Raw genomic sequence first — 21,281 nt, forward strand, 5'->3', positions numbered from 1 at the left:
TGCATCGTGAAAGTTTTCAGGAAAATCGGGAGTTTTAGGCATGACATTAACGGGATGAACAACAGGCTATTTAAAGTATAAAGGCAATCGCAGAATTCGTGACATATTTTGAAAATGAAATTGGTATAACCAGCCCGGTGCTGATTCCTGGCCAATGACTGCTGCCACTTTCATCCTTATGCACAAGGACCAGATCGATGCCAGCCGCGCCAGAGAGATCGTCAAGTTCTTTGACTGGAGTTATGAAAACGGTGGCGAGCTGGCAGAAGCACTGGATTTCATCCCCATGCCAGACAGTGTTATTGAACTGGTTGAAAACACCTGGAAAGAGCAGCTGACCCATAAAGGCACGGCCATCATCCAGTAACCCAGTGACGTTTATTCAATAAAGTAGGAAGGATCTCAGGGTAATGAGCTCGACGACTCATTGCCCTCCTGACAGTTATGCATTCCACTACCAGTGCTCTCACATTACGACCTGGCGCAATCAACGGCGATTCCATTTTCCATCGCCTCAGCTTTGCCAGCGCCGTATTAATTTTCCTGGTGCTGATCGGCATCATTCTCTCCCTGATCGATGGTGGCTGGCAGGCACTTGCCAAGTTTGGCCCTGGTTTTATCTTCAGCAATACCTGGGATCCGGTCGGTGGTGAATTTGGTGCCGCAGCCGCTATTTACGGCACTCTGGTTTCATCACTGATCGCCATCGTCATCGCTATTCCCGTTGGCCTTGGCACTGCCATCTTTCTGGCCGAACTGGCGCCAGAGTGGATCAGCAAGCCCGTAGGTATGGCCATTGAACTGCTGGCTGCTGTGCCCAGTATTATCTACGGTATGTGGGGACTGTTTGTCTTTGCCCCCTGGTTCTCTGAAGGTTTCCAGTTCTGGGCATTAGAGAATCTGGTCAATATCCCCCTGATTGGCCCCTGGTTTGATGGTCCTCCCATCGGCATCGGCCTGCTGACTGCCGGTATCATTCTGTCGTTTATGATCCTGCCCATCATCACCGCCCTGACACGAGACGCCCTTAAAACCGTGCCGAATGTGGTTCGTGAAGCAGCCTACGGCATTGGCGCCACACCCTATGAAGTCATTACACGGGTACTGCTGCCTACCATCAAAAATGCCGCTGTCGGTGCCGGCATTCTGGGTCTTGGCCGTGCCCTGGGTGAAACCATGGCGGTCGCTTTTGTGATTGGCGGAGCCAACCGCATTGAGACATCGCTCTTTATGCCAGCCAGCTCCATCTCCTCCACTATTGCACAGCAATTCAATGAGGCCACCAATGAACTGCACATTGCGTCTTTGATCAGTCTGGGGCTGGTGCTCTTTATCCTGACCTTTGTGGTGATGGGTGCAGCGCGCATCCTGTTGAGAAAGCGTTAAGGAGTCGGTGATGTCATTACGAAAACTCAAAAATCAGGCCTTTATCGGTTTCTGCATACTCTCAGCACTGTTTGGTCTGGTTGTTTTATCCAGCGTACTGTACAGCCTGGTTGGCAAGGGCATTGCCGGCATGGGACTGCATATTTTTACCGAACTGACACCCGGGCCAGGCAGTCATGGCGGACTGAAAAACGCCATTGTTGGCAGCTTGATGCTTACCACGCTGGGTATTGTTATTGCCACACCGCTGGGTATTCTCGCCGGTACTTGGTTATCCGAGAGCAATAAGTCATCAAAAGCAGCGGAGATGCTCCGCTTTCTGAACGGCATGCTGATGAGCGCCCCATCAATCCTGATCGGTCTGTTCGTTTATAAAATCGTGGTGGTTACCACCGGCTCGTTCTCTGGCTGGGCAGGTGCAACCGCTCTGGCCATTCTGGCATTGCCCATTATTGTCAGCACCACTGAAGAGATGCTGCGTCTGGTGCCAACCACATTGAAAGAAGCGGGCAGCGGCCTGGGTGCCCGCCGCTGGCAGGTCATCACCAAACTATGCTATCGCGCTGCCGGGCCCGGCATTATCACCGGCGTACTGCTGGCCATGGCCCGTATTACCGGTGAAACCGCACCACTGTTATTTACCGCACTGAACAGCAACTACATGACCACAGACATGAGCCAGCCCATGGCCAACCTGCCTGTGACCATTTACCAGTACGCCATGAGCCCTTACGAATCATGGAACGAGCTGGCCTGGGCCGGCGCTCTGCTGATCACCACCTTTATTCTGATTATCAATATTCTGGCCACCGTGTTACCTCGCTGGCTGAAAGCAAGAAAGGCTGCCAAATGACCATGAATGTAGCGATCGAGCAAAACCCGACAAACCAGCCAATAGAAAGCGCGTCTGTCACTGAGCTGAGTAGCGCCAGTCCAATGCCGCGCATGGAAGTCAATGGCCTGAATTTTTTCTACAACAAAGGCGCTGAGCCTGCGTTAAAAAACATCAATATGCCCATTTACAACAATCGGGTCACCGCACTGATCGGCCCATCCGGCTGTGGTAAATCCACACTGCTGCGAACCATGAACCGTATCTATGACCTGTACGGTACTCAGCATGCGGAAGGTGAAGTATTATTAGACGGCGAGGATATTCTCAAGAACAATGTGGACTTAAACGCATTGCGTTCCAAGGTCGGCATGGTTTTCCAGAAGCCAACCCCGTTCCCCATGTCCATCTACGACAACATTACCTTTGGCCTGAAGATGCAGGGTGGTATGTCAGCCCCGCAAATGGCAGTTCGTGCCAAAAAGGCACTGAAACGTGCCCACCTTTGGAAAGAGGTCAAGGACAAACTGGATGCCGACGCCAGCAGCCTGTCTGGCGGACAACAACAGCGCCTCTGCATTGCACGTACTATTGCCCTGAAGCCCGAAGTCATTCTGATGGATGAGCCCACATCCGCACTGGACCCCCTGGCCACTGCAGCCATCGAAGAACTGATTACCGAGCTACGGGAAAAGTACACCATCGTAATTGTGACCCATAATATGCAGCAGGCAATGCGCATCTCTGACTACACGGGCTTTATGTACATGGGAGAATTGATGGAATTCGGCCCTACCGAGAAAATCTTCCATAACGCCGACCACCAGAAAACCCGCGACTATATTGCCGGTAATTTTGGCTGACACCCTACCCGGCATCAGGAGAGGAGCCTCAACCTCTCCTTCTTATACTCTTTCTTGTACTTCTTTTATTCTCTGCCAAAATTTCAATCCATAATTCCCTATAAATCCAACCTTCTTTACTCAGGACTCAAAGGAGTACAGATGAAGTTTGCTTTTATCTATGCCATGCCCGGATTACAGACATCGTCAATTCAGGAAAATATTACTGAGGCAGCCCATTTTTACTGTGCAGCAGTAGATATGGCCCATAAGGAAACTGCAGCAGATATTGCCAGAGAGCTGGTTGAGAAAAACGGTGTCCAGATGATTGAACTCTGCGGAGGACTGGCCAGTGCTGAAATTATTGCATTGGTTAAGGAAGAAACCGAAAACAGGGTGCCTGTAGGTGCAGTATTTTACGGACCTGAAAGCAGAAGACCCCTGGTTGACTTGCTAGGTCTTTAGAAATACAAACCACAATTATTCGTGAAGTTCACAGATGATGACGATAATAATACGTTAGGGGAGTATACGGCATTTTTTAATTGAGTAGCTCCCATCTCTGGATGTTAAAAACCAGAAGTGGGAGCAGAGAGAAAGCAGAGTACTTATCAGTTAGTATCCAGCTCTTTGAATGACTTCACCAGCTCATCCAGTGCTTTAATCTGAGCCAGGAATGGCTCAAGCATGGATAAACGCAGAGCGGAAGGACCATCACAGCGGGCATTGTCAGGGTCTGGATGGGCTTCCAGGAACAGTCCTGCCAGACCAACCGCCATACCGGCACGGGCCAGTTCAGTCACCTGATGACGACGGCCACCGGAAGCAGCCCCCATTGGATCACGGCACTGCAGCGAGTGAGTCACATCGAAGATCACCGGTGCACCACCGCTCACCTGCTTCATGGTGTGAAAACCGAGCATATCAACCACCAGGTTGTCGTAGCCAAAATTCACACCACGCTCGCAGAGAATCAGGCGATCATTGCCTGCTTCACGGAATTTGTCCGTGATATTACCCATCTGGCCAGGACTGAGAAACTGCGGCTTTTTGATATTAATGACTGCACCGGTTTTTGCCATGGCTTCTACCAGATCCGTCTGACGAGCCAGAAACGCAGGCAGCTGAATCACATCCACCACTTCAGCCACAGACTGGCACTGATGAGGTTCATGAACATCGGTAATGACCGGAAAGCCAAAGGTTGCTTTCAGTTCCTGAAAAATTTTCAGCCCTTCATCAATACCCGGACCACGATAGGAGGCAATTGACGAACGGTTAGCCTTGTCAAAAGAAGCCTTGAAGATATAAGGAATACCGAGTTTTTCAGTAACCCTTACATACTCCTCAGCTACTTTCATGGCCAGGTCTCTTGATTCCAGCACATTCATCCCGGCAAACAAGACAAACGGCAGATCATTAGCGACCTGAATTCCATTAACATCAACAATTTTGTTTTTCACAAACGTTCCTTCTGACTCTCTACAAAAGCAGGCATTCTCAACTGGCTTCAGTTAGAAGCGTGCTTGAAAGCCTGCGCTGCATTAATAAAGGCAGAAAACAAACCGTGGCCATCACGAGGCGTTGAGGTAAATTCCGGATGGAACTGACAGGCTACAAACCATGGATGATCTTTAACCTCAACAATCTCTACCAGGCTGTTGTCTTCTGAACGACCGGCGATAACAAGACCAGCGTCTTCCAGTGTCTCAACGTAATGGTTATTCACTTCATAACGATGACGGTGACGCTCGGTAATGACATCCTGACCATATGCTTCACGGGAGTGAGTACCGGCAACCAGGTTACAGTTCTGAGCACCCAGGCGCATGGTTCCACCCAGATCAGAGCCCTCGTCACGCTTTTCAACCATACCGTCAGCATCGATCCACTCAGTGATCAGACCAACAACCGGATGGGCCGCCTGACGATCAAATTCAGTACTGTTAGCACCTTCCAGACCAGCGACATGTCGAGCGTATTCAATGACAGCCACCTGCATGCCAAGACAGATACCCAGGAAAGGAATCTTGTTCTCACGAGCATAGCGCACGGTTTCAATCTTGCCTTCAACACCACGGTGACCAAAGCCGCCCGGTACCAGAATGGCAGACACACCTTCAAGAGCGGAAAGGCCATCCTGCTCAATCGTTTCAGAGTCGATATAACGAATATTGACCTTGGTACGGGTTTTCAGGCCGGCATGCTTGATCGCCTCAATCAGCGATTTATAGGCATCCAGCAGTTCCATGTACTTGCCGACCATGGCGATGGTGATCTCTTCAGAGTAATTAAACTCACGATCTACCACGTCATCCCACTCGGAGAGATTCGCTTCCTGACAACCCAGATTGAAGCGATCAACAATAATCTGATCCAGCCCCTGCTCATGAAGCATGCGTGGGATTTTGTAAATACTGTCGGCATCTTCCAGGGAGATAACCGCACGCTCTTCTACGTTAGTAAACAGCGCAATCTTGCGGCGGGCAGAGGCATCAATGTAATGCTCACTGCGACACACCAGAATATCTGGCTGAAGACCGATAGAGCGAAGCTCCTTTACGGAGTGCTGGGTTGGTTTGGTTTTGGTTTCACCGGCTGTTTTGATGTAAGGCACCAGCGTCAGGTGCATCAACATGGCACGCTGAGAGCCCAGCTCCACCTTCAACTGACGAATGGCTTCCAGGAATGGCTGGGATTCGATATCCCCAACAGTACCACCCACTTCTACCAGAGCGATGTCCGCATCACCAGCACCTTTAACCACACGGCGCTTGATCTCATCGGTGATGTGCGGAATAACCTGTACGGTACCACCCAGATAGTCTCCACGACGTTCTTTACGCAGAACGTCCTGGTAAATCCGGCCAGAGGTAAAGTTATTACCCTGCTTCATGGTGGTACGGATAAAACGCTCGTAATGACCCAGGTCCAGGTCAGTCTCTGCACCATCTTCGGTAACGAAAACCTCTCCATGCTGGAAAGGGCTCATGGTACCCGGATCAACGTTGATGTAAGGGTCCAACTTGAGCATCGTCACCTTGAGACCACGTGCCTCAAGAATGGCGGCGAGAGATGCCGATGCGATGCCTTTGCCTAACGAGGAAACAACACCGCCGGTGACGAAAATATAACGCGTCATGCTTACCTGCTGTGAATCTAAATTAAAGCGGGGTGAAAAGAGAGTCTCAAGATGGGATATCAGGATACCAAAACCGGCGGTAAACGTAAAACCGTTATACCGCTAATTGTTGGATAATCAGCCATTATACCCCCTCGGTTTTCCGAAAGGCATTCGCGTTGTCAGGCGCTTTTCCAACTGAGAGAAATACCGTCAACATCGCCTGAACCATCATCAACACAACGCCAGAGACCGGGAGCGGCTACCATTTGCTCACCATCAAAAATAAACGGAAGATACTCTCTCAACCAGGGTGGCACTTTATAGTCCTGAAGCCATTTTTTCAGTGTTTTTCGACCTTGCCGTCCAGCGATGGCAAACTTTTCATCACCTGATATGTGGCAACGACGTTTCAACAGCAATGATTTTTGTGGCAGTTGAATGACTCTACCTTCTTTCTCCTGAACGGAACGACAGATCAGAGAGCGATCTCCCAGCTCCAGCACAGGCTCTTTGCGCCAGTCCCATAACATGGGTTCAAATGCGTTCAGGCGAATTTCTTCATCCAGTACCACCAGCATTTGTTGATAGCGAGTCAGTGTAAAGCGATTTGAAATTCTCAGCAGAGGCTCTGCATCAACTCGAGCCTCAACCACTTCAAAAAATATCTGCTCAAGCGTTTCTCTGGAGGGGGGTTTTATTTCCTGCAGTTTCAACCACTCACGAACCACGCGTCGCTGGGAACCGATATCAAGCAACTTCATAGCGGCTATGTTAATCAGCGGTTGCTGATCAAGAAGCCATTGCGGACGATAATCAATACACGTTTCCAACTGATCGGCAGTTTGCTGCTGCACGCTCTGATTCATCTGCCCCACTTCCCGCACAAACTCAACCAACCGTTCAGAGGCTCCCGGCCAGCGCTCTTCAACCATGGGTATCAGCCGCTGACGGAGAAAGTTTCGGGAAAAGCGCTCATCCTTATTGCTGTCATCTTCAATAAACTGGAGGCTATTTGAACGGGCGTAATCTTCAATCGCCGATCTCGGCACATTCAATAAAGGGCGGAGCAACAGCCCATTACCCAGGGGTCTTTTTCCAGGAATACCCTGAATGCCATCAACACCGGTTCCTCTGAACAACCTGAGCAGAACCGTTTCAGCTTGATCATCACGATGATGCCCTTGCAGCAGGCAGCCACCCTCTTTTACGGCATTCACAAATACCTGGTATCGAGCATCCCTTGCTGCCTGTTCCAGACCATACCCCTCATTTTCCAGAGACACTCTGGCTATTGCCAAGGGCACCTTCCAATGCTCACATACCGACTGACAGTGCTCAGCCCACTGATCAGCGTAGCAACTCAAACCATGATGAACATGAACGGCAGAAACATCAGAGATATCGCCCTTATCACGCAGGCAGATCAGCAAATGGAGTAAAACGGTAGAATCCACACCACCACTGAATGCAACCGTTAAAGGGCATTCAGGTATTGGCAGCTGCAGACTTGAAGATAATTGACCAAGCACCCACTCAGGACTGAGTGGGTGACAGGAGACGATCTCTGAACTTGATTTTGAAATCGTTTTTGAAATCAAAGTGATCCAAAGTCCCTGATCTTCTGATAACGATTTTCCAGCAGGGTATCGCTGTCCAGCGTTGTAAGTGTATTCAACTGACTCACCAGTGTTGCTTTCAAACTGGCAGCCGCCGCTTCAGGGTCACGATGTGCACCACCCAATGGCTCTTCCACCAGGGTATCCACCAGACCCAGCTCTTTCAAACGACCGGCGGTCACACCCATGGCTTCAGCAGCGGTAGAGGCATACTCGGCTTTTTTCCAGAGGATAGATGCACAGCCCTCAGGTGAAATGACGGAGTATGTTGAATAACCCATCATCACCAGATGATCGCAAACGCCGATGGCCAATGCCCCACCGGAACCACCTTCACCAATAACTGTGGAAATCACCGGCACTTTCAGACGTGACATGACCGCCAGATTGTAGGCAATCGCTTCACTCTGCCCACGTTCCTCGGCCCCGATACCAGGATACGCTCCCGGAGTATCAATAAATGTCAGGATAGGCATATTGAAACGCTCAGCCATTTCCATCAGGCGGCAGGCTTTGCGGTAACCTTCCGGTTTTGGCATACCAAAATTCCGGCGAACCTTCTCCTCGATCTCACGCCCTTTCTGATGGCCAATGACCATAACCGGACGACCATCCAACCGAGCCATACCACCAACAATGGAAGGGTCATCAGCAAAATGGCGATCACCATGGAGTTCATCAAACTCGGTAAAAATATGGCGGATGTAGTCCAGCGTATAAGGCCTTCTGGGATGTCTGGCCAGCTGTGCTACCTGCCATGATGAAAGGTTGCTGAAAATAGAGTCCGTCAGACTGCGGCACTTATCCTGCAGTGTCGCAATCTCTTCTGTAATATTCAGTTCTGCATCGCTGCTGACCAGCCGAAGCTCTTCTATCTTGGCTTCCAGTTCAGCAATTGGCTGTTCAAAATCCAGGTAATTCGGGTTCATGAAATCCACTTATCTATTCAGAGACGCTCAAGGCTGTTTGCCACCAGCACAACCCGCTGCCCGGCAATCCCAACGACTCCCTCGTATCTGACAGTTTTGTCTGTCCTGTCATGGGTGACCGGATTGTCTCTCAGGCTCCGCTTAATCATGGCCGGATAGTAAATAGGGATCAAAATACGTAAACACCGCCGGAAAGTCGAGTTAAAAAGCGTAATCGCCTGTAAACAAATCAACGGTATTGTAGTCCTCGGGCACAATAAAAGAGCAATACTTTAAAGAATGGCCATTTGTGCTCGCCACAAAACTACCTCGGACTGGCTCTTTCTATCAGATCTCGACAGGCAATTCCCACCGGTAATGTGCCATAGGCCAGCCCGACTCTATTCAGTCGCCCCCTCAGAAAGCTACTGGCCACGAGTCCATTGCCGGACTGCAGCAACAGGCTTGCCTGCAGACAAATCGCCAGACTTTCAACCAGTCGGCGAGCCTGATAGTGAGTGTTAACGGGATTTACAAGGTCATTTTTCAAGTCGGTAACACACTGATCCAACTGAGTGTCCGCTCCGGAAGACTTTTCCAGCTCAGCAAACAGGACATCCAGTGAATCAGGCTGTCGTTGCAGTGTTCTCAGAACATCCAGACACTGAACATTTCCGCTGCCTTCCCATATGGAATTGACCGGTGCTTCACGATAAAGCCGAGGCAAAATTGACTCTTCCACATAACCAGCTCCACCAAGACACTCCTGAGCCTCATTAATATGTCCGATCGCCCGTTTACAGACCCAGTACTTTCCAACCGCTGTCGCAATTCGACAAAACAGCTGCTCGGACTCATCATCAGGACAATCAAGGCTCCGGGCAACCCGCAGGCTGAACGCCAGAGCAGCCTCACTTTCCAGAATCAGATCTGCCAGAACATTCTCCATCAGTGGCTGCCCGGTTAACACTTTACCGGCAACCTGACGGTAACTGCAGTGGTGTACAGCTTGAGCAATGGCCTGGCGCATCAGGGCTGCAGAGCCGGTGATACAATCAAATCGCGTCAGCGCCACCATCTGAATAATGGTATGAACCCCACGCCCCTCTTCGCCAATCAACCAGCCATGGGCGTCCTGAAACTCCAACTCAGCAGAGGCATTGGAGCGATTCCCCAGCTTGTCTTTCAACCGTTGAATATACAAACCATTTTGCTGGCCATCCTCACGCCACCGGGGCAGTAAAAAACACGACAGTCCTTTTGATGCCTGGGCCAGCACCAGAAATCCATCACTCATTGGGGCCGAGCAGAACCATTTATGTCCGGTCAGAGCGTAAAGCCCCCCCGGCCCACCTTTGCCAAGCGGCACTGCACGGGTCGTATTGGCACGTACATCAGTTCCGCCCTGCTTCTCCGTCATGGCCATGCCCACCGTAACACCCGGCTTTTCATACCAGGGTTTATCGTCTGGATCGTACTGCCGGGAGGTCATCAACGGTAACCAGCTTCTGGCCAGGGGCTGCTGATTCAGAACAGGCACTGCAGCAAAGGTCATGGTGAGAGGACAGCAGGTACCGGCTTCAACCTGATTATGCAGATACATCATGGCAGCTCGAGCGACGTGAGTACCAGGATTCGTATTACTCCAGGGTAATGATGGCAGGCCATGTTCTATGGCTGCTTTCATCAGCTGATGATAGGCCGGATGAAAATCAACCCGGTCAATTCGGTTGCCAAACCGGTCATGGGTTCGCAACAGGGGCAGGTTTTGATTGGCAAGGAAGCCCGCTGAAAAAAATTCATGACCTGCCAGATGACCGTAATCCTTCAGCAGAGGCTCAGCCCAGGACAGTGGAGACAACGCTTCCTTTAACGACGTATCTGTGGAAAAGAGATTATAAGGATCCAGAGGTGGAGGCTGATTGAAAACGGTATGAGTTCCAGCGGTCACAGAGGGGCTATTCATAAGCATACTCCCCATTCAGCTTTCTTATGTTTTTCTATGGAAAGGGAGAATGCAAAATCTCTGCAGCTCCCACTTCAGATCTACTTCAGTCCAGTCCGCACCGTCATTATTTTCTGTCAGGCATACTCAACTTTCGCAGCATTCTTGCCAAGCCACTGCCTGAGCTCCAGCACCAGTTCATCACTGGGGCTAACTAACCATTGCTCGCCCAGCATCAGGCTGGCACAGGCATCTTCCCGACGGTAATCAATTCTGACTGGGAGTCGCCCTGGCTGTTCGCTCAGCATGGACGACAGCTTTCGTCCAAAATGACCATCAATCTGCTCATGAGAAACCTCAAGCACCAGGCGGCGGGCATAATGGCTGCGGGCATCCACCACTTTCATTACTTTCTTCGAGCGGACTTTCAGGCTACCGGAGTAATCATCAAAAGTAACTTCACCTTCTACCACCAGCACAGCATCTTTATGCAGAAGGTGCTGATACTCGGCAAACACATCAGCAAAAAACGACACCTCAATCCGTGCGGTACGATCATCCAGGGTAACAAATGCCATTTTGTCCCCCTTCTTGTTTTTCATAACCCGCATATCCACCACCAGCCCGGCAATATTCTGGCTATCACCGCGGGCGGGTTGCAGATCCTTTATACGGTTTCGGATAAAGTGCCGAATTTCACTTTCGTATTCATCTATAGGGTGACCAGTCAGATAGAGGCCTAAGGTATCTTTCTCGCCGCCAAGTCGAACCTTATCCGTCCATTCGCTGGTTTTCAGATAAGTGTCGTAAACATCTTCTTCTCCGGCAGGCACCAAAGCGCCAAACATATCCATATGACCGGAATCCAGACTTTTTGCCGCCTGATCTGCCGCCTTGATCGCCTCAAGCTGACTCGCTTCAAGTACGGCTCGATTAAAATTCAACTGCGCAGGCTTTTCAGGCGCAGGGCCAAGAAGGTCCAGCGCTCCCGACTTGATCAACGCTTCGAGCACCCGTTTGTTGATGCTTTTGGCATCCACTCGCTCACAGAAGTCAAACAGATCCTTAAATGGCCCACCTTCATTTCGAGCCCTGACAATAGCCTCAATAGGACCTTCACCCACCCCTTTAATAGCCCCCAGACCATAGACGATATGCCCATCGTCATTAACGCCGAACATATATTCGCCGCTGTTAACGCTGGGAGGAAGCACGGTAAGCCCCATATCCCGACACTCTTCGATAAAGGTCACCACCTTATCGGTATTCTGCATATCAGAGCTCATTACCGCAGCCATAAACTCCGATGGATAGTGAGCCTTCAGCCAGAGCGTCTGATAAGAGACCAGGGCGTACGCTGCAGAGTGAGATTTGTTAAAGCCGTAACCCGCAAACTTCTCTACCAGGTCAAAGATCTTCATGGCCAGCTCGCCATCAATTCCCTGGCTGATAGCACCCTCTTCAAAGACCGCCCTCTGCTTGGCCATTTCTTCCGGCTTTTTCTTACCCATGGCACGACGAAGCATGTCCGCACCGCCCAGGGTATAACCAGCCAGCACCTGGGCAATCTGCATAACCTGTTCCTGGTACAGGATAATACCGTAGGTGGGCTGCAGAATTGGCTGAAGCCACTCATGCTGATACTGGGCATCTGGGAAAGAGAGTTCCTCCCTACCATGCTTACGGTTAATAAAGTTGTCCACCATTCCTGACTGCAACGGACCAGGACGAAACAGGGCTACCAGTGCGATGATATCTTCGAAGCAGTCAGGCTGGAGTCGCTTAATCAGATCTTTCATTCCACGGGATTCCAGCTGGAATACCGCCGTGGTTTCAGCCCGCTTCAGCATGTCGTAGGAGCTTTTATCTTCAAGGTCAATGGCTTCAATCGCCAACGGCTCTTCACCCCGCTGCTCACGGCGCGGGTTAATCAATTTCAGGGCCCAGTCAATAATGGTCAGCGTACGCAGGCCAAGGAAGTCGAACTTAACCAGGCCCGCGTATTCCACGTCATTCTTGTCATACTGGGTTACCACCCCTTTACCGTGCTCATCACAGTAGAGCGGTGCGAAGTCCGTCAGCTTGGTGGGCGCAATAACCACACCACCGGCGTGCTTACCCACATTTCGAGTCACACCTTCCAGCTTAAGCGCCATCTCCCAGATTTCAGCGGCCTCTTCATCGGTCTCCAGAAATTCCCGGATCGCCTCTTCCTGCTCATAGGCCTTGCTGAGAGTCATACCGATTTCAAAAGGGATCATTTTGGAAAGACGATCCGCCAGACCATAGGATTTACCCTGGACACGGGCCACATCCCGAACCACCGCCTTGGCCGCCATGGTACCGAAGGTGATGATCTGGGAAACCGCGTTACGCCCGTAGGTTCGGGCCACATAATCAATGACCCGGTCCCGCCCTTCCATACAGAAGTCAACGTCAAAGTCGGGCATCGATACCCGTTCAGGATTCAGGAATCGCTCAAACAGCAGGTCATACTTGATTGGATCAAGGTCGGTGATTTTCTGGGCATAGGCTACCAGAGACCCCGCACCGGAACCCCGGCCAGGGCCCACCGGAATACCATTATTTTTGGACCACTGTATAAAGTCCATTACGATCAGGAAGTAACCCGGAAACCCCATCTGAAGAATGGTATTCAGCTCAAAGTCCAGTCGGTCCCGATAAGTTTTTTCGATTTCCGGAAAATCGGGTGCCGAAGTATCAAACAGAAACTCCAGTCTTTCGGTCAGGCCGTCATGGGAGAACTCACGGAAAAACTGATCCATGGTTTTCCCTTCAGGCACCGGATATTCCGGCAAGAAGTACTCTCCCAGTTTGACATTCACTGAACAGCGCTGGGCAATGGCAACAGAGTTGGCCAGTGCCTCAGGAATATCCGAGAACAGTTCAACCATCTCTTCTTCAGATTTCAGGTACTGCTCTTCACTGTAACGATGTTCACGTCGAGGGTCATCCAGAACCACACTCTCACCGATGCATACCCGGGACTCATGAGCTTCAAAATCATCCCGGGTCATGAACATCACATCATTGGTCGCCACCACAGGACAGTTTAATTCCGCCGCCAGATTCACCGATCCATGAACGCATTCTTCATCCCCTGCCCGGTTGGTACGGTGTAATTCAAGGTAGAAGCGATCAGGAAACGCGCCCATCCACTCCTGGAGCAAGTCACTGGCAAACTGCTTCTTACCAGCCACCAGTGCCCGACCAATCTCCCCTTCCCTAGCACCAGAGAGGGCAATCAGCCCTTCCGACTGGGCCATGATCCACTCACGTTTTACCAGGGCCTTCTCATGATGCTGATTTTCCATAAACGCCCTGGAGATCAGCTCTGTCAGGTTGTGATAGCCCTGCTCATCCATACACAGCAGCACCAGACGGGACGGTGCATGCTCATCCACCGGGTTTTCTACCCAGAGGTCAGCGCCACAAATCGGCTTGATACCCGCTCCCATGGCTCCCGAATAGAACTTCACCAGCGAACAGAGGTTGGACTGGTCGGTCACCGCGACTGCTGGAGCACCAGAGCCCGAAATGGAACTGATCAGCGGTTTTATACGCACCAGCCCGTCGCTGAGAGAAAACTCGGTATGCACCCGTAAGTGGATAAATCGTGCTGTCATGGATGGGGAAAGTCCTGAATGGCAATCAGGTTATGATAACAATGAAGGGACACACCTAACAAATTAATATTTAACGAAATATTCAACACTTATTAAATAAGTACGCAATAAATGCAAAAAGGGAAATGACGCATATTTGAAAAGCATCAGTCAACACTATAAGATTCCCAATACTAAAAAACCAGACACAAACAATCCACCATTAATAACAATGAGCAATCCAATTAATACGCCAACTAAAATACAACATCTTTCAAAACAAGAAATATTATGCACAAACGTGCAGAGAAATATCGCAGACATTAAAAACAGAACAAATCAATTGCAACAAAAAACAATAACAAATCCAAGTATGGAAACACCATTAGCACGAAGAAAACAAGTTACTCAAAAAGCCAACCCAAAACATCTAAACGATCGAAAAGATAAAGAGGACACGATAAACCTGAAAAAGCCAACGCATCACATACCTTATATCGAGCAATTACCACACCCAGAAAGCCAGCTACATCTTATCAAACAAAAAATTGAACATACGCCACTTGTGTTTCAACAGCTACTTGATAAAACAATCATAAAAGCCAAAAGCAAAAACCATCAAATCAAAAATAAACAAAAGAAAAGAAATAAAAAGAAGAAAAAAATAGTTCTTACAAAATATTGGGACAACAAAGCTCCATTATTTTCTCTTGGGAAAAATGCTGAAATCCTTAAAAAATCCTTAAGACAAGGAAAAAACAAGACCAAAGTAATATTACCGGAACAAGTCAAAAAATCAGTACGCGCTGATTTTGAAAATCACAACCTACTGAACCCAGACTATTGGGGCAAAACCATTGAGCACTGGCTATCCCTCAGTGCAAGTGGCCGCAAGAACTCCATTGATGCCTTGTTACAGCCCATAACCATAAATAATTCAGACCCACGCCAAAAACTGCATGGGCAGTACGGTGTTCTTGCAGCCAGAGATATCCCCCCCTACTCTGTCATTGCACCTTATTCAGGGGTCTACTGTATTGGCTCCGATATTCTCAGGGAAAAAGCTTATTATGGCTCAAATGTTGGCCGTTATGCAGTTGACTGTTCAATTGATAGTATGCAGATTGATCTGTGTGGTTATGGACATGGAAATATCACGCTCTGTATTAATGCAAACACCACATATTCCAAAGATGACCCGATTCTAAACGACAATGCCTGCTTCGCGCTGATTGTTTACCAGGGCTGGCCCTATATATTTGTCATCAGCATCAGTGAAATCCAAAAAAACACCGAAGTGCTTATCGACTATGGTCAATATTACTGGAAGGGCTGCTAGCAGGGCCAGCACAAATATAAAGCCGTCACCACAGGTTATACAGGGAACCAATTTACAACACTTCGATCTAAACCGTTATTATCCGATGCCCCTGGTATCAACCCGTGAGAGCAATCTTTCCCATGACCATACGAATAGTTTTTCTACTTTCCATTTTTTCAATAAGCAGTGTTTATGGCGATACGTCAGCCTATGAAACAGATCAGGTGGCTGCTCATACCCCGAAAAACAATAACACCTATCACTTTCAGACAGGTGAAACAGACACCTCCAATCAGGTTTCAGAAGAACAGATTTTGGACGAGATAGAACGAGTCAGTAAAGAACTGGACAAACTGGAGCAGTCAGGCCAACTGGACTCTCCCACCAAATTTGCAATTTCAGGTTTACTGGGTACCATTGCCTATGGTGTAGCTCATGCACAGATAGCCTGGTTTTTCAGGCCCGAATTCTATACCGGAATGGTAGTCAGCGGTTCAGCATGGATAAATGCCGTTTTGATAGGAATCATCAATACGGCAATACCAGGTCTTGCTGTGGGTGCTCTTTTAGGATTGTCCAACTACTTTCCTGAAAACCTGCCCCAACTCCCTGTTGAAGAACTGGTTACGCCAGGACTGATTACCATCGTTTCTACACTGGGCATGACACTTCTGGGGGCATGGCTCTTCCCTGCCTGTCATCACTGTGTCAGCCTTCCAATGAGAATGCTTTACACAGCACATGTGACTATACCCATAAGCACTCTTGGACTGATGGCAACCATTTATTCAAAACGGGTAGATCTTTATAAAAATAAACAACTTGAGCTTAAACATCGATTACAGGAAGCCCGAAAAACACTTCAGAAAAAGAAAGAAGCCAAACCTGTCCTACAGAGTTCGGTCGTTCTTTCACAGTCCTGAATGAGTGACGATTTTATAGGAAGATCCCAGCCAAATTACACGCCCCCTTATTCTCGACAGAACATAAGCAAACCTGCCATCAGCAACGCTTACAGGCAACTTCTGCAAAATCAGAAGTCGCTGAAAACTCCGGGGGACAATTGCTGGCTTTATGATAAGTTCCTTACAGCAGGTGAGTTTCGGGTACTAACAACTATTGATTTATTCTTAGCCAATAAGTTTGATAACTTAACCATTATCCAGCTGAAAACCTGTTGTTCAAGACTGCTTGACACAGTACCCAAGCTTTCCCATAAGCCGATTATTACAGCACACTCATACCATCCTTAGGGAACTTTATACCAATGGCAGACAGCCGATATTACTCTGTCAGTTACCTTAAAGGCCTATAAAATGGGAATAAAATGCCAGGACAGTAATCAACTGCTGCTAACTGGCAAAGACGCCAGTATATATGCCTACCAGACAGCAGAAAGTACAGCCCAAGGAATAAGACGAGGCTTTTTGGCATTTTTCAAAAAGAGAAGGGTAACCCATGAAGCAATGGCGCACTTATTGATTAATCACCCAAACCTGGAAAAATCAACCATATTCAAAACGCTGCGTTCTGTTTCTGCAAGGGACGCATCAGTAAAAAATCTGATACAGGATGTAAAAAAAATAGACCAAAGATACAGTTCAAATTACTGTAGAACAGGACTGCCTAATTTTAACAATACGTGTTTTATTAACAGTGCAGTCAAACTGGCCTGTCTTTCCATAGATAGCAAATATGTTATAAAGGCAGGAAGAATTTTAGAATCTGAATTACAGAGATTACATCAACAGGAATATAGCTCTGGAGCAGAGCGGAGTTATGCACAAAAAGAGAAAACACTCAATAAACTGGCTCTGGTGTATGCCTTTATCGAGCTACAAAAAAGAATAAAACACGACAGTTCTGACAATATAGATGAGATCATCTTAAATTTTATCCGGCGCTCTATAGCTTATGGAAAATATGAGCCTCAATTCAGAGACTTGTTTGATTCAAGATATCCTCGGGGAATAAAACAACAAGACTCTCAACAGCTCTACCTCTTATTAAGCGAACTGCTATTTCAGGCCAAGCCGGACAGATTTAATGTATTCTGTCGTACTGTTAATAAAAAATCTGCCCATTGCCATGAAGACAATCAGTTTACAGCTGAAAACCATATCTTTGTTGAGAAGGTTAAGAGTGGCACACCATTTACTATCCAGACAGGGGTTTCTCTCGCCTTAAAAGATACGACCTATCCTGGAGATGATGGAGAAATTAGTAAGACCTATTATGCCAATCTGGAGGAACTGAATAGATTAACTGTCTGTTTCAAACTAGTCGAGTGGACTGGTAAAACCATATCAAAAGATGTCAAATATGGAAAATCCATGCATAACGATTTTGGTCAAGATATAAAAATCAAACTCAGACATCGAGGTGCAAGCTCTGAATTTTTGCTAGACAAGCTTTATGAGCTAACCCTGCGACCCAAAGCTGTCTGTCTCCACAGGGGCAGAAAGGCAAACAGAGGGCATTACGTGGCAGCCATTCGAGAGGGTGAAGCCGGGTGGCGGCTTCATGATGACGAAAAAATCGGAAGAGTTGAAGGCGCTATCAGCGCATTTCCCAAATTTTTGCCGCACTATGCAATATATGAAGTGGTAAAAGTATTGGAAGCATCAGACTGATAGATCAAAAACAATCGGATATCATGGCAATCCTGTTGAACTCTACCCACATATTAGATTAAACCTTAACTGACCAAATCAGATATGAGTTCTCGAACCGGCTTGAAGGAACGACGATGAACGGGTGCTGGACCCAGCTTTCTTAACGCCTCCATATGAACCTTCGTAGGATAACCTTTATGCCCTGCGATTCCATAACCCGGCCACTCCCTATCCATAATCACCATTTCCCGGTCGCGGGTCACCTTGGCAATAATAGATGCCGCAGCAATCTCAGGAACACGACTATCGCCTTTTACAATAGCCTCAGCACGACAGGAAAGATTTGGGCAGCGGTTACCATCAATATAAGCCAGCTCTGGTTTAACCGATAAACCCTCAACAGCCCGCTGCATGGCAAGCATGGTTGCATGGAGAATATTCAGACCATCGATTTCTGCGACATCTGCCCTGCCCAGAGACCAGGCCAGGGCATCTTGACAAATAACGTCAAATAGCTCCTCGCGCCTTTTTTCCGACAGTTTTTTAGAATCATTCAAACCTTCAATTGGGCGAGTAGGATCCAGGATTACTGCAGCTGAAATCACTGGCCCACACAATGGGCCTCTGCCAACTTCATCAACGCCGGCAATAATGATTCCTGTCTCACTGGTTTCACTCCAGTCAAATTGATTTTGCATCATTGACTATCTACCCGCTTAAGCCCATTAGCCTGCTGAATGACTGACATAACCGCTTCAAAAGCCAACCTGCTGGCATCCTGCTTCAGTTGATGGTGAATTTCCATGAAAGACTGTTTCAAAGCCCCCCGGTACTCCTGATCTTCAATCGCCCTTTTCATAACAACTCGAAGGTTCTCAGGTGTAGCATCGCCCTGTAACACTTCAGGTACCAATTCTCTGTCTGCCAGAAGGTTTGGCAGAGAGACATATTTGACCTTAACCATCCGGCTGATAATGGCAAAACTCAGCGGTGCCATTTTATAACTGACAACCAGCGGCTTTTTATGCAGTGCAGCTTCAAGAACAGCAGTCCCCGAGGCGATCAGAATCGCATCCGATGCGGCCATGACCGACTGCGCCTGACCATCATAGACCGTTACGTCAAGATCCGGAAACTCATTGACAATAGGCAGGAGCTGCTTTTTTCGTCGCTCATTGGCACAGGGAATTAAAAAGCGGGCATCTGGAAAATCTTTCCTGAGCAGGCGAGCTGTCTCAAGAAATAATTGACCAAGTTTAGAAACCTCGGTTTTACGACTTCCTGGCAGGAGCCCGATCACCGGTCCACCACCATTACTGACACCCAGAGTCTGTCTGGCAGCGTCTTGATCAGGGTTCATCGAAATCTGGTCAGCCAGAGGGTGACCAACAAACGTCACCGGTACATTGTGATCCCTGTAATAATCCACTTCAAACGGCAGCAGTGCCAGCATATGATCGACAGAGTGCCGGATTTTCTTCAGACGACCTTCACGCCAGGCCCATACCTGAGGGCTGACATAATGTACTGTTGGAATACCGGAAGCTTTCAGCTTGCGCTCAAGGGCCAGATTAAAATCAGGGGCATCAATACCAATAAATACATCGGGCTGATCAGCAATCAGCCGCTCTCGTAACTGTTTTCGAATACCAAGCAGTTCACGAAGACGCCCCAGAACCTCAACCAGCCCCATCACCGACAGCCGCTCCATCGGGAATAAGCTGTCAAAGCCCTCTGACTGCATTAAAGGACCGCCAATACCATAACAGTAAGCATCTGGATAATGTCGCTTAATTTCCCGGATCAGCCCAGCCCCAAGAATATCCCCTGAGGCTTCCCCTGCAACCACTGCAACACGTAATGATAACCCGGAGAAAGAGTCAGTCGATTGCATCACCGGGTAATACCACGAGTTGATGACTTCAGAGAGTCAATCAGAAGCTGAATTTCTGGCAATGGTTCCATACTCTCCAGGCGGTCAATCGCTTCAGCCGTTCTCAACCCCTGACGATAAATGATCTTGTAGCACTGTCTCAGTTTGCTGATCAGTTCTGGAGCGTATCCCCGACGACGCATGCCTTCAAAATTCATACCATGGGCTTCAGCTGGGTTACCACTGGACATAATAAATGCCGGCACATCTTTAAAGAGGGCCGTATGGGCAGCACTCATACTGAAGGAACCAATTTTGCAGAACTGATGTACGGTTGTGTAACCACCAAGGATTACGCTATCACCAACAATAACATGGCCAGCTAGCGCCACATTATTGGCAATAATACAGTTGTCGCCTATCACACAGTCATGAGCCACATGAACGTAAGCCATCAGCAAATTGTTACTGCCAATGGAAGTCAGCCATTGATCCTGGATCGTGCCTCGATGGATCGTGCAGCCTTCCCGGATAATATTGTTATCACCAATCACCAGACGAGTTGGTTCACCAGCGTATTTTTTATCCTGACATTCCTCACCAACACTGGAAAACTGGAAAATTCGGTTATTTTTCCCGATAACCGTTGGCCCCTTGATCACCACATGAGAGTTGATACGGGTACCCATACCCACTTCAACACCTGATCCAATATAAGTCCATGGCCCAACTTCAACGTCTTCTCCAATGCGGACACCCGGCTCGACAATAGCCGTGGGATGAACCTTAGCGGTTGGATGAATATCTGCTTTAACAGCCTTAGCAGCTTCAGAATCAGTAACGGAGAGTGTGTCGCTCAAGATTTTATTTCCTTTCTTGCACACGTAACTTCTGCAGAGCAGACAATATTACCATCAACCACTGCCTCACAGGCAAATTTCCAGATATCCCGTTTCAGTGCCAACAGTTTTGAACGGAGAATCAATTGATCACCAGGGACTACCGGCGTGCGAAAACGCACTTTATCCACTCCTGCAAAATAGTAGATAGTGTCGCCATCCGTCTTATACCAATTCCATTTTTAAATTATGAAATAACAGCCCATGAACGGGAGCATAGACTTTTCAATCGGCCAACTTCAGAAAGTAATTCATTCCATGCCTCACAGCATTTATTGATAATATCTTCATAGT

Annotated in this window: 18 protein-coding genes; 8 read left to right on the forward strand and 10 right to left on the reverse strand. The window is 48.4% G+C overall.

Translation table 11 applies throughout. From position 1 onward, the window contains the following. Window positions 1-154: 154 nt before the first annotated feature. The 5 genes from AK963_RS14280 (at window position 155) to AK963_RS14300 (ending at window position 3,525) form a co-directional block, all read left to right on the forward strand. Window positions 155-367 (forward strand): hypothetical protein, encoded by a 213-nt coding sequence (locus AK963_RS14280; RefSeq protein ID WP_066016128.1) that lies wholly within the window; start codon window positions 155-157, stop codon window positions 365-367. Between the two features lie 77 nt (window positions 368-444). After that, window positions 445-1,386, forward strand: a complete 942-nt coding sequence (gene pstC, locus AK963_RS14285) for a phosphate ABC transporter permease subunit PstC (protein WP_020584376.1) — start codon at window positions 445-447, stop codon at window positions 1,384-1,386. A gap of 10 nt (window positions 1,387-1,396) precedes the next feature. Then, window positions 1,397-2,239 carry a phosphate ABC transporter permease PstA gene (pstA, locus tag AK963_RS14290; RefSeq protein ID WP_066016129.1) on the forward strand — a complete coding sequence of 281 codons (843 nt, stop codon included), beginning with the start codon at window positions 1,397-1,399 and terminating at the stop codon, window positions 2,237-2,239. Then, complete coding sequence (pstB, locus tag AK963_RS14295) at window positions 2,236-3,081, forward strand: phosphate ABC transporter ATP-binding protein PstB (protein ID WP_202969782.1); 846 nt, start codon at window positions 2,236-2,238, stop codon at window positions 3,079-3,081. The genes pstA and pstB overlap by 4 nt, the downstream gene beginning before the upstream one ends. Before the next feature lie 141 nt (window positions 3,082-3,222). Next, complete coding sequence (locus AK963_RS14300) at window positions 3,223-3,525, forward strand: DUF6506 family protein (protein WP_083232652.1); 303 nt, start codon at window positions 3,223-3,225, stop codon at window positions 3,523-3,525. 146 nt (window positions 3,526-3,671) lie between these two features. Here the strand turns inward: AK963_RS14300 and kdsA are convergent, their stop codons facing one another. The 6 genes from kdsA to dnaE form a co-directional block, all read right to left on the reverse strand. Further along, on the reverse strand, window positions 3,672-4,523 hold the full coding sequence (gene kdsA, locus AK963_RS14305) for a 3-deoxy-8-phosphooctulonate synthase (protein WP_066016130.1): 852 nt from the start codon (window positions 4,521-4,523) through the stop codon (window positions 3,672-3,674). 47 nt (window positions 4,524-4,570) lie between these two features. Continuing rightward, window positions 4,571-6,202, reverse strand: coding sequence for a CTP synthase (locus AK963_RS14310; RefSeq protein ID WP_066016131.1), 1,632 nt, complete (start codon window positions 6,200-6,202; stop codon window positions 4,571-4,573). Between the two features lie 161 nt (window positions 6,203-6,363). Beyond that, entirely contained in the window at window positions 6,364-7,782 is a 1,419-nt protein-coding gene (gene tilS / locus AK963_RS14315; protein ID WP_066016132.1) for a tRNA lysidine(34) synthetase TilS, read from the reverse strand. Next, window positions 7,779-8,729, reverse strand: a complete 951-nt coding sequence (gene accA, locus AK963_RS14320; protein ID WP_066016141.1) for an acetyl-CoA carboxylase carboxyl transferase subunit alpha — start codon at window positions 8,727-8,729, stop codon at window positions 7,779-7,781. The genes tilS and accA overlap by 4 nt, the downstream gene beginning before the upstream one ends. Before the next feature lie 304 nt (window positions 8,730-9,033). After that, window positions 9,034-10,674: an acyl-CoA dehydrogenase family protein gene (locus AK963_RS14325; RefSeq protein ID WP_066016142.1), complete on the reverse strand. Its 1,641-nt coding sequence runs from the start codon at window positions 10,672-10,674 to the stop codon at window positions 9,034-9,036. Window positions 10,675-10,790: 116 nt separating this feature from the next. Next, on the reverse strand, window positions 10,791-14,300 hold the full coding sequence (dnaE, locus tag AK963_RS14330) for a DNA polymerase III subunit alpha (protein WP_066016133.1): 3,510 nt from the start codon (window positions 14,298-14,300) through the stop codon (window positions 10,791-10,793). Between the two features lie 136 nt (window positions 14,301-14,436). Here dnaE and AK963_RS14335 point away from each other — a divergent pair, with 136 nt between their 5' ends. The 3 genes from AK963_RS14335 to AK963_RS14350 all read left to right on the forward strand — a co-directional run bounded on the left by AK963_RS14335 (window position 14,437) and on the right by AK963_RS14350 (window position 18,233). Further along, window positions 14,437-15,618 carry an SET domain-containing protein-lysine N-methyltransferase gene (locus tag AK963_RS14335; RefSeq protein ID WP_139117413.1) on the forward strand — a complete coding sequence of 394 codons (1,182 nt, stop codon included), beginning with the start codon at window positions 14,437-14,439 and terminating at the stop codon, window positions 15,616-15,618. A gap of 122 nt (window positions 15,619-15,740) precedes the next feature. Beyond that, window positions 15,741-16,523: a hypothetical protein gene (locus tag AK963_RS14340; protein WP_066016135.1), complete on the forward strand. Its 783-nt coding sequence runs from the start codon at window positions 15,741-15,743 to the stop codon at window positions 16,521-16,523. A 393-nt stretch (window positions 16,524-16,916) separates the two neighbouring features. After that, entirely contained in the window at window positions 16,917-18,233 is a 1,317-nt protein-coding gene (locus AK963_RS14350) for a hypothetical protein (protein ID WP_066016137.1), read from the forward strand. A 65-nt stretch (window positions 18,234-18,298) separates the two neighbouring features. Here AK963_RS14350 and rnhB read toward each other — a convergent pair whose 3' ends face one another. From rnhB to AK963_RS14370, 4 genes are read right to left on the reverse strand one after another with little or no spacing between them, the layout of a single operon-like run. Beyond that, complete coding sequence (gene rnhB / locus AK963_RS14355) at window positions 18,299-18,916, reverse strand: ribonuclease HII (RefSeq protein WP_139117414.1); 618 nt, start codon at window positions 18,914-18,916, stop codon at window positions 18,299-18,301. Continuing rightward, on the reverse strand, window positions 18,913-20,109 hold the full coding sequence (gene lpxB, locus AK963_RS14360) for a lipid-A-disaccharide synthase (protein ID WP_066016138.1): 1,197 nt from the start codon (window positions 20,107-20,109) through the stop codon (window positions 18,913-18,915). The genes rnhB and lpxB overlap by 4 nt, the downstream gene beginning before the upstream one ends. Continuing rightward, window positions 20,109-20,891 (reverse strand): acyl-ACP--UDP-N-acetylglucosamine O-acyltransferase, encoded by a 783-nt coding sequence (lpxA, locus tag AK963_RS14365; protein ID WP_066016144.1) that lies wholly within the window; start codon window positions 20,889-20,891, stop codon window positions 20,109-20,111. Before lpxA ends, lpxB begins: the two co-directional genes overlap by 1 nt. A gap of 53 nt (window positions 20,892-20,944) precedes the next feature. Beyond that, the gene (locus AK963_RS14370) at window positions 20,945-21,136 is read right to left on the reverse strand and encodes a hotdog family protein (protein ID WP_274520523.1); all 192 of its coding nucleotides are present in this window, start codon (window positions 21,134-21,136) and stop codon (window positions 20,945-20,947) included. Between the last annotated feature and the right edge of the window lie 145 nt (window positions 21,137-21,281).

The organism is Endozoicomonas atrinae, assembly GCF_001647025.1.
Lineage (GTDB): Bacteria > Pseudomonadota > Gammaproteobacteria > Pseudomonadales > Endozoicomonadaceae > Endozoicomonas > Endozoicomonas atrinae.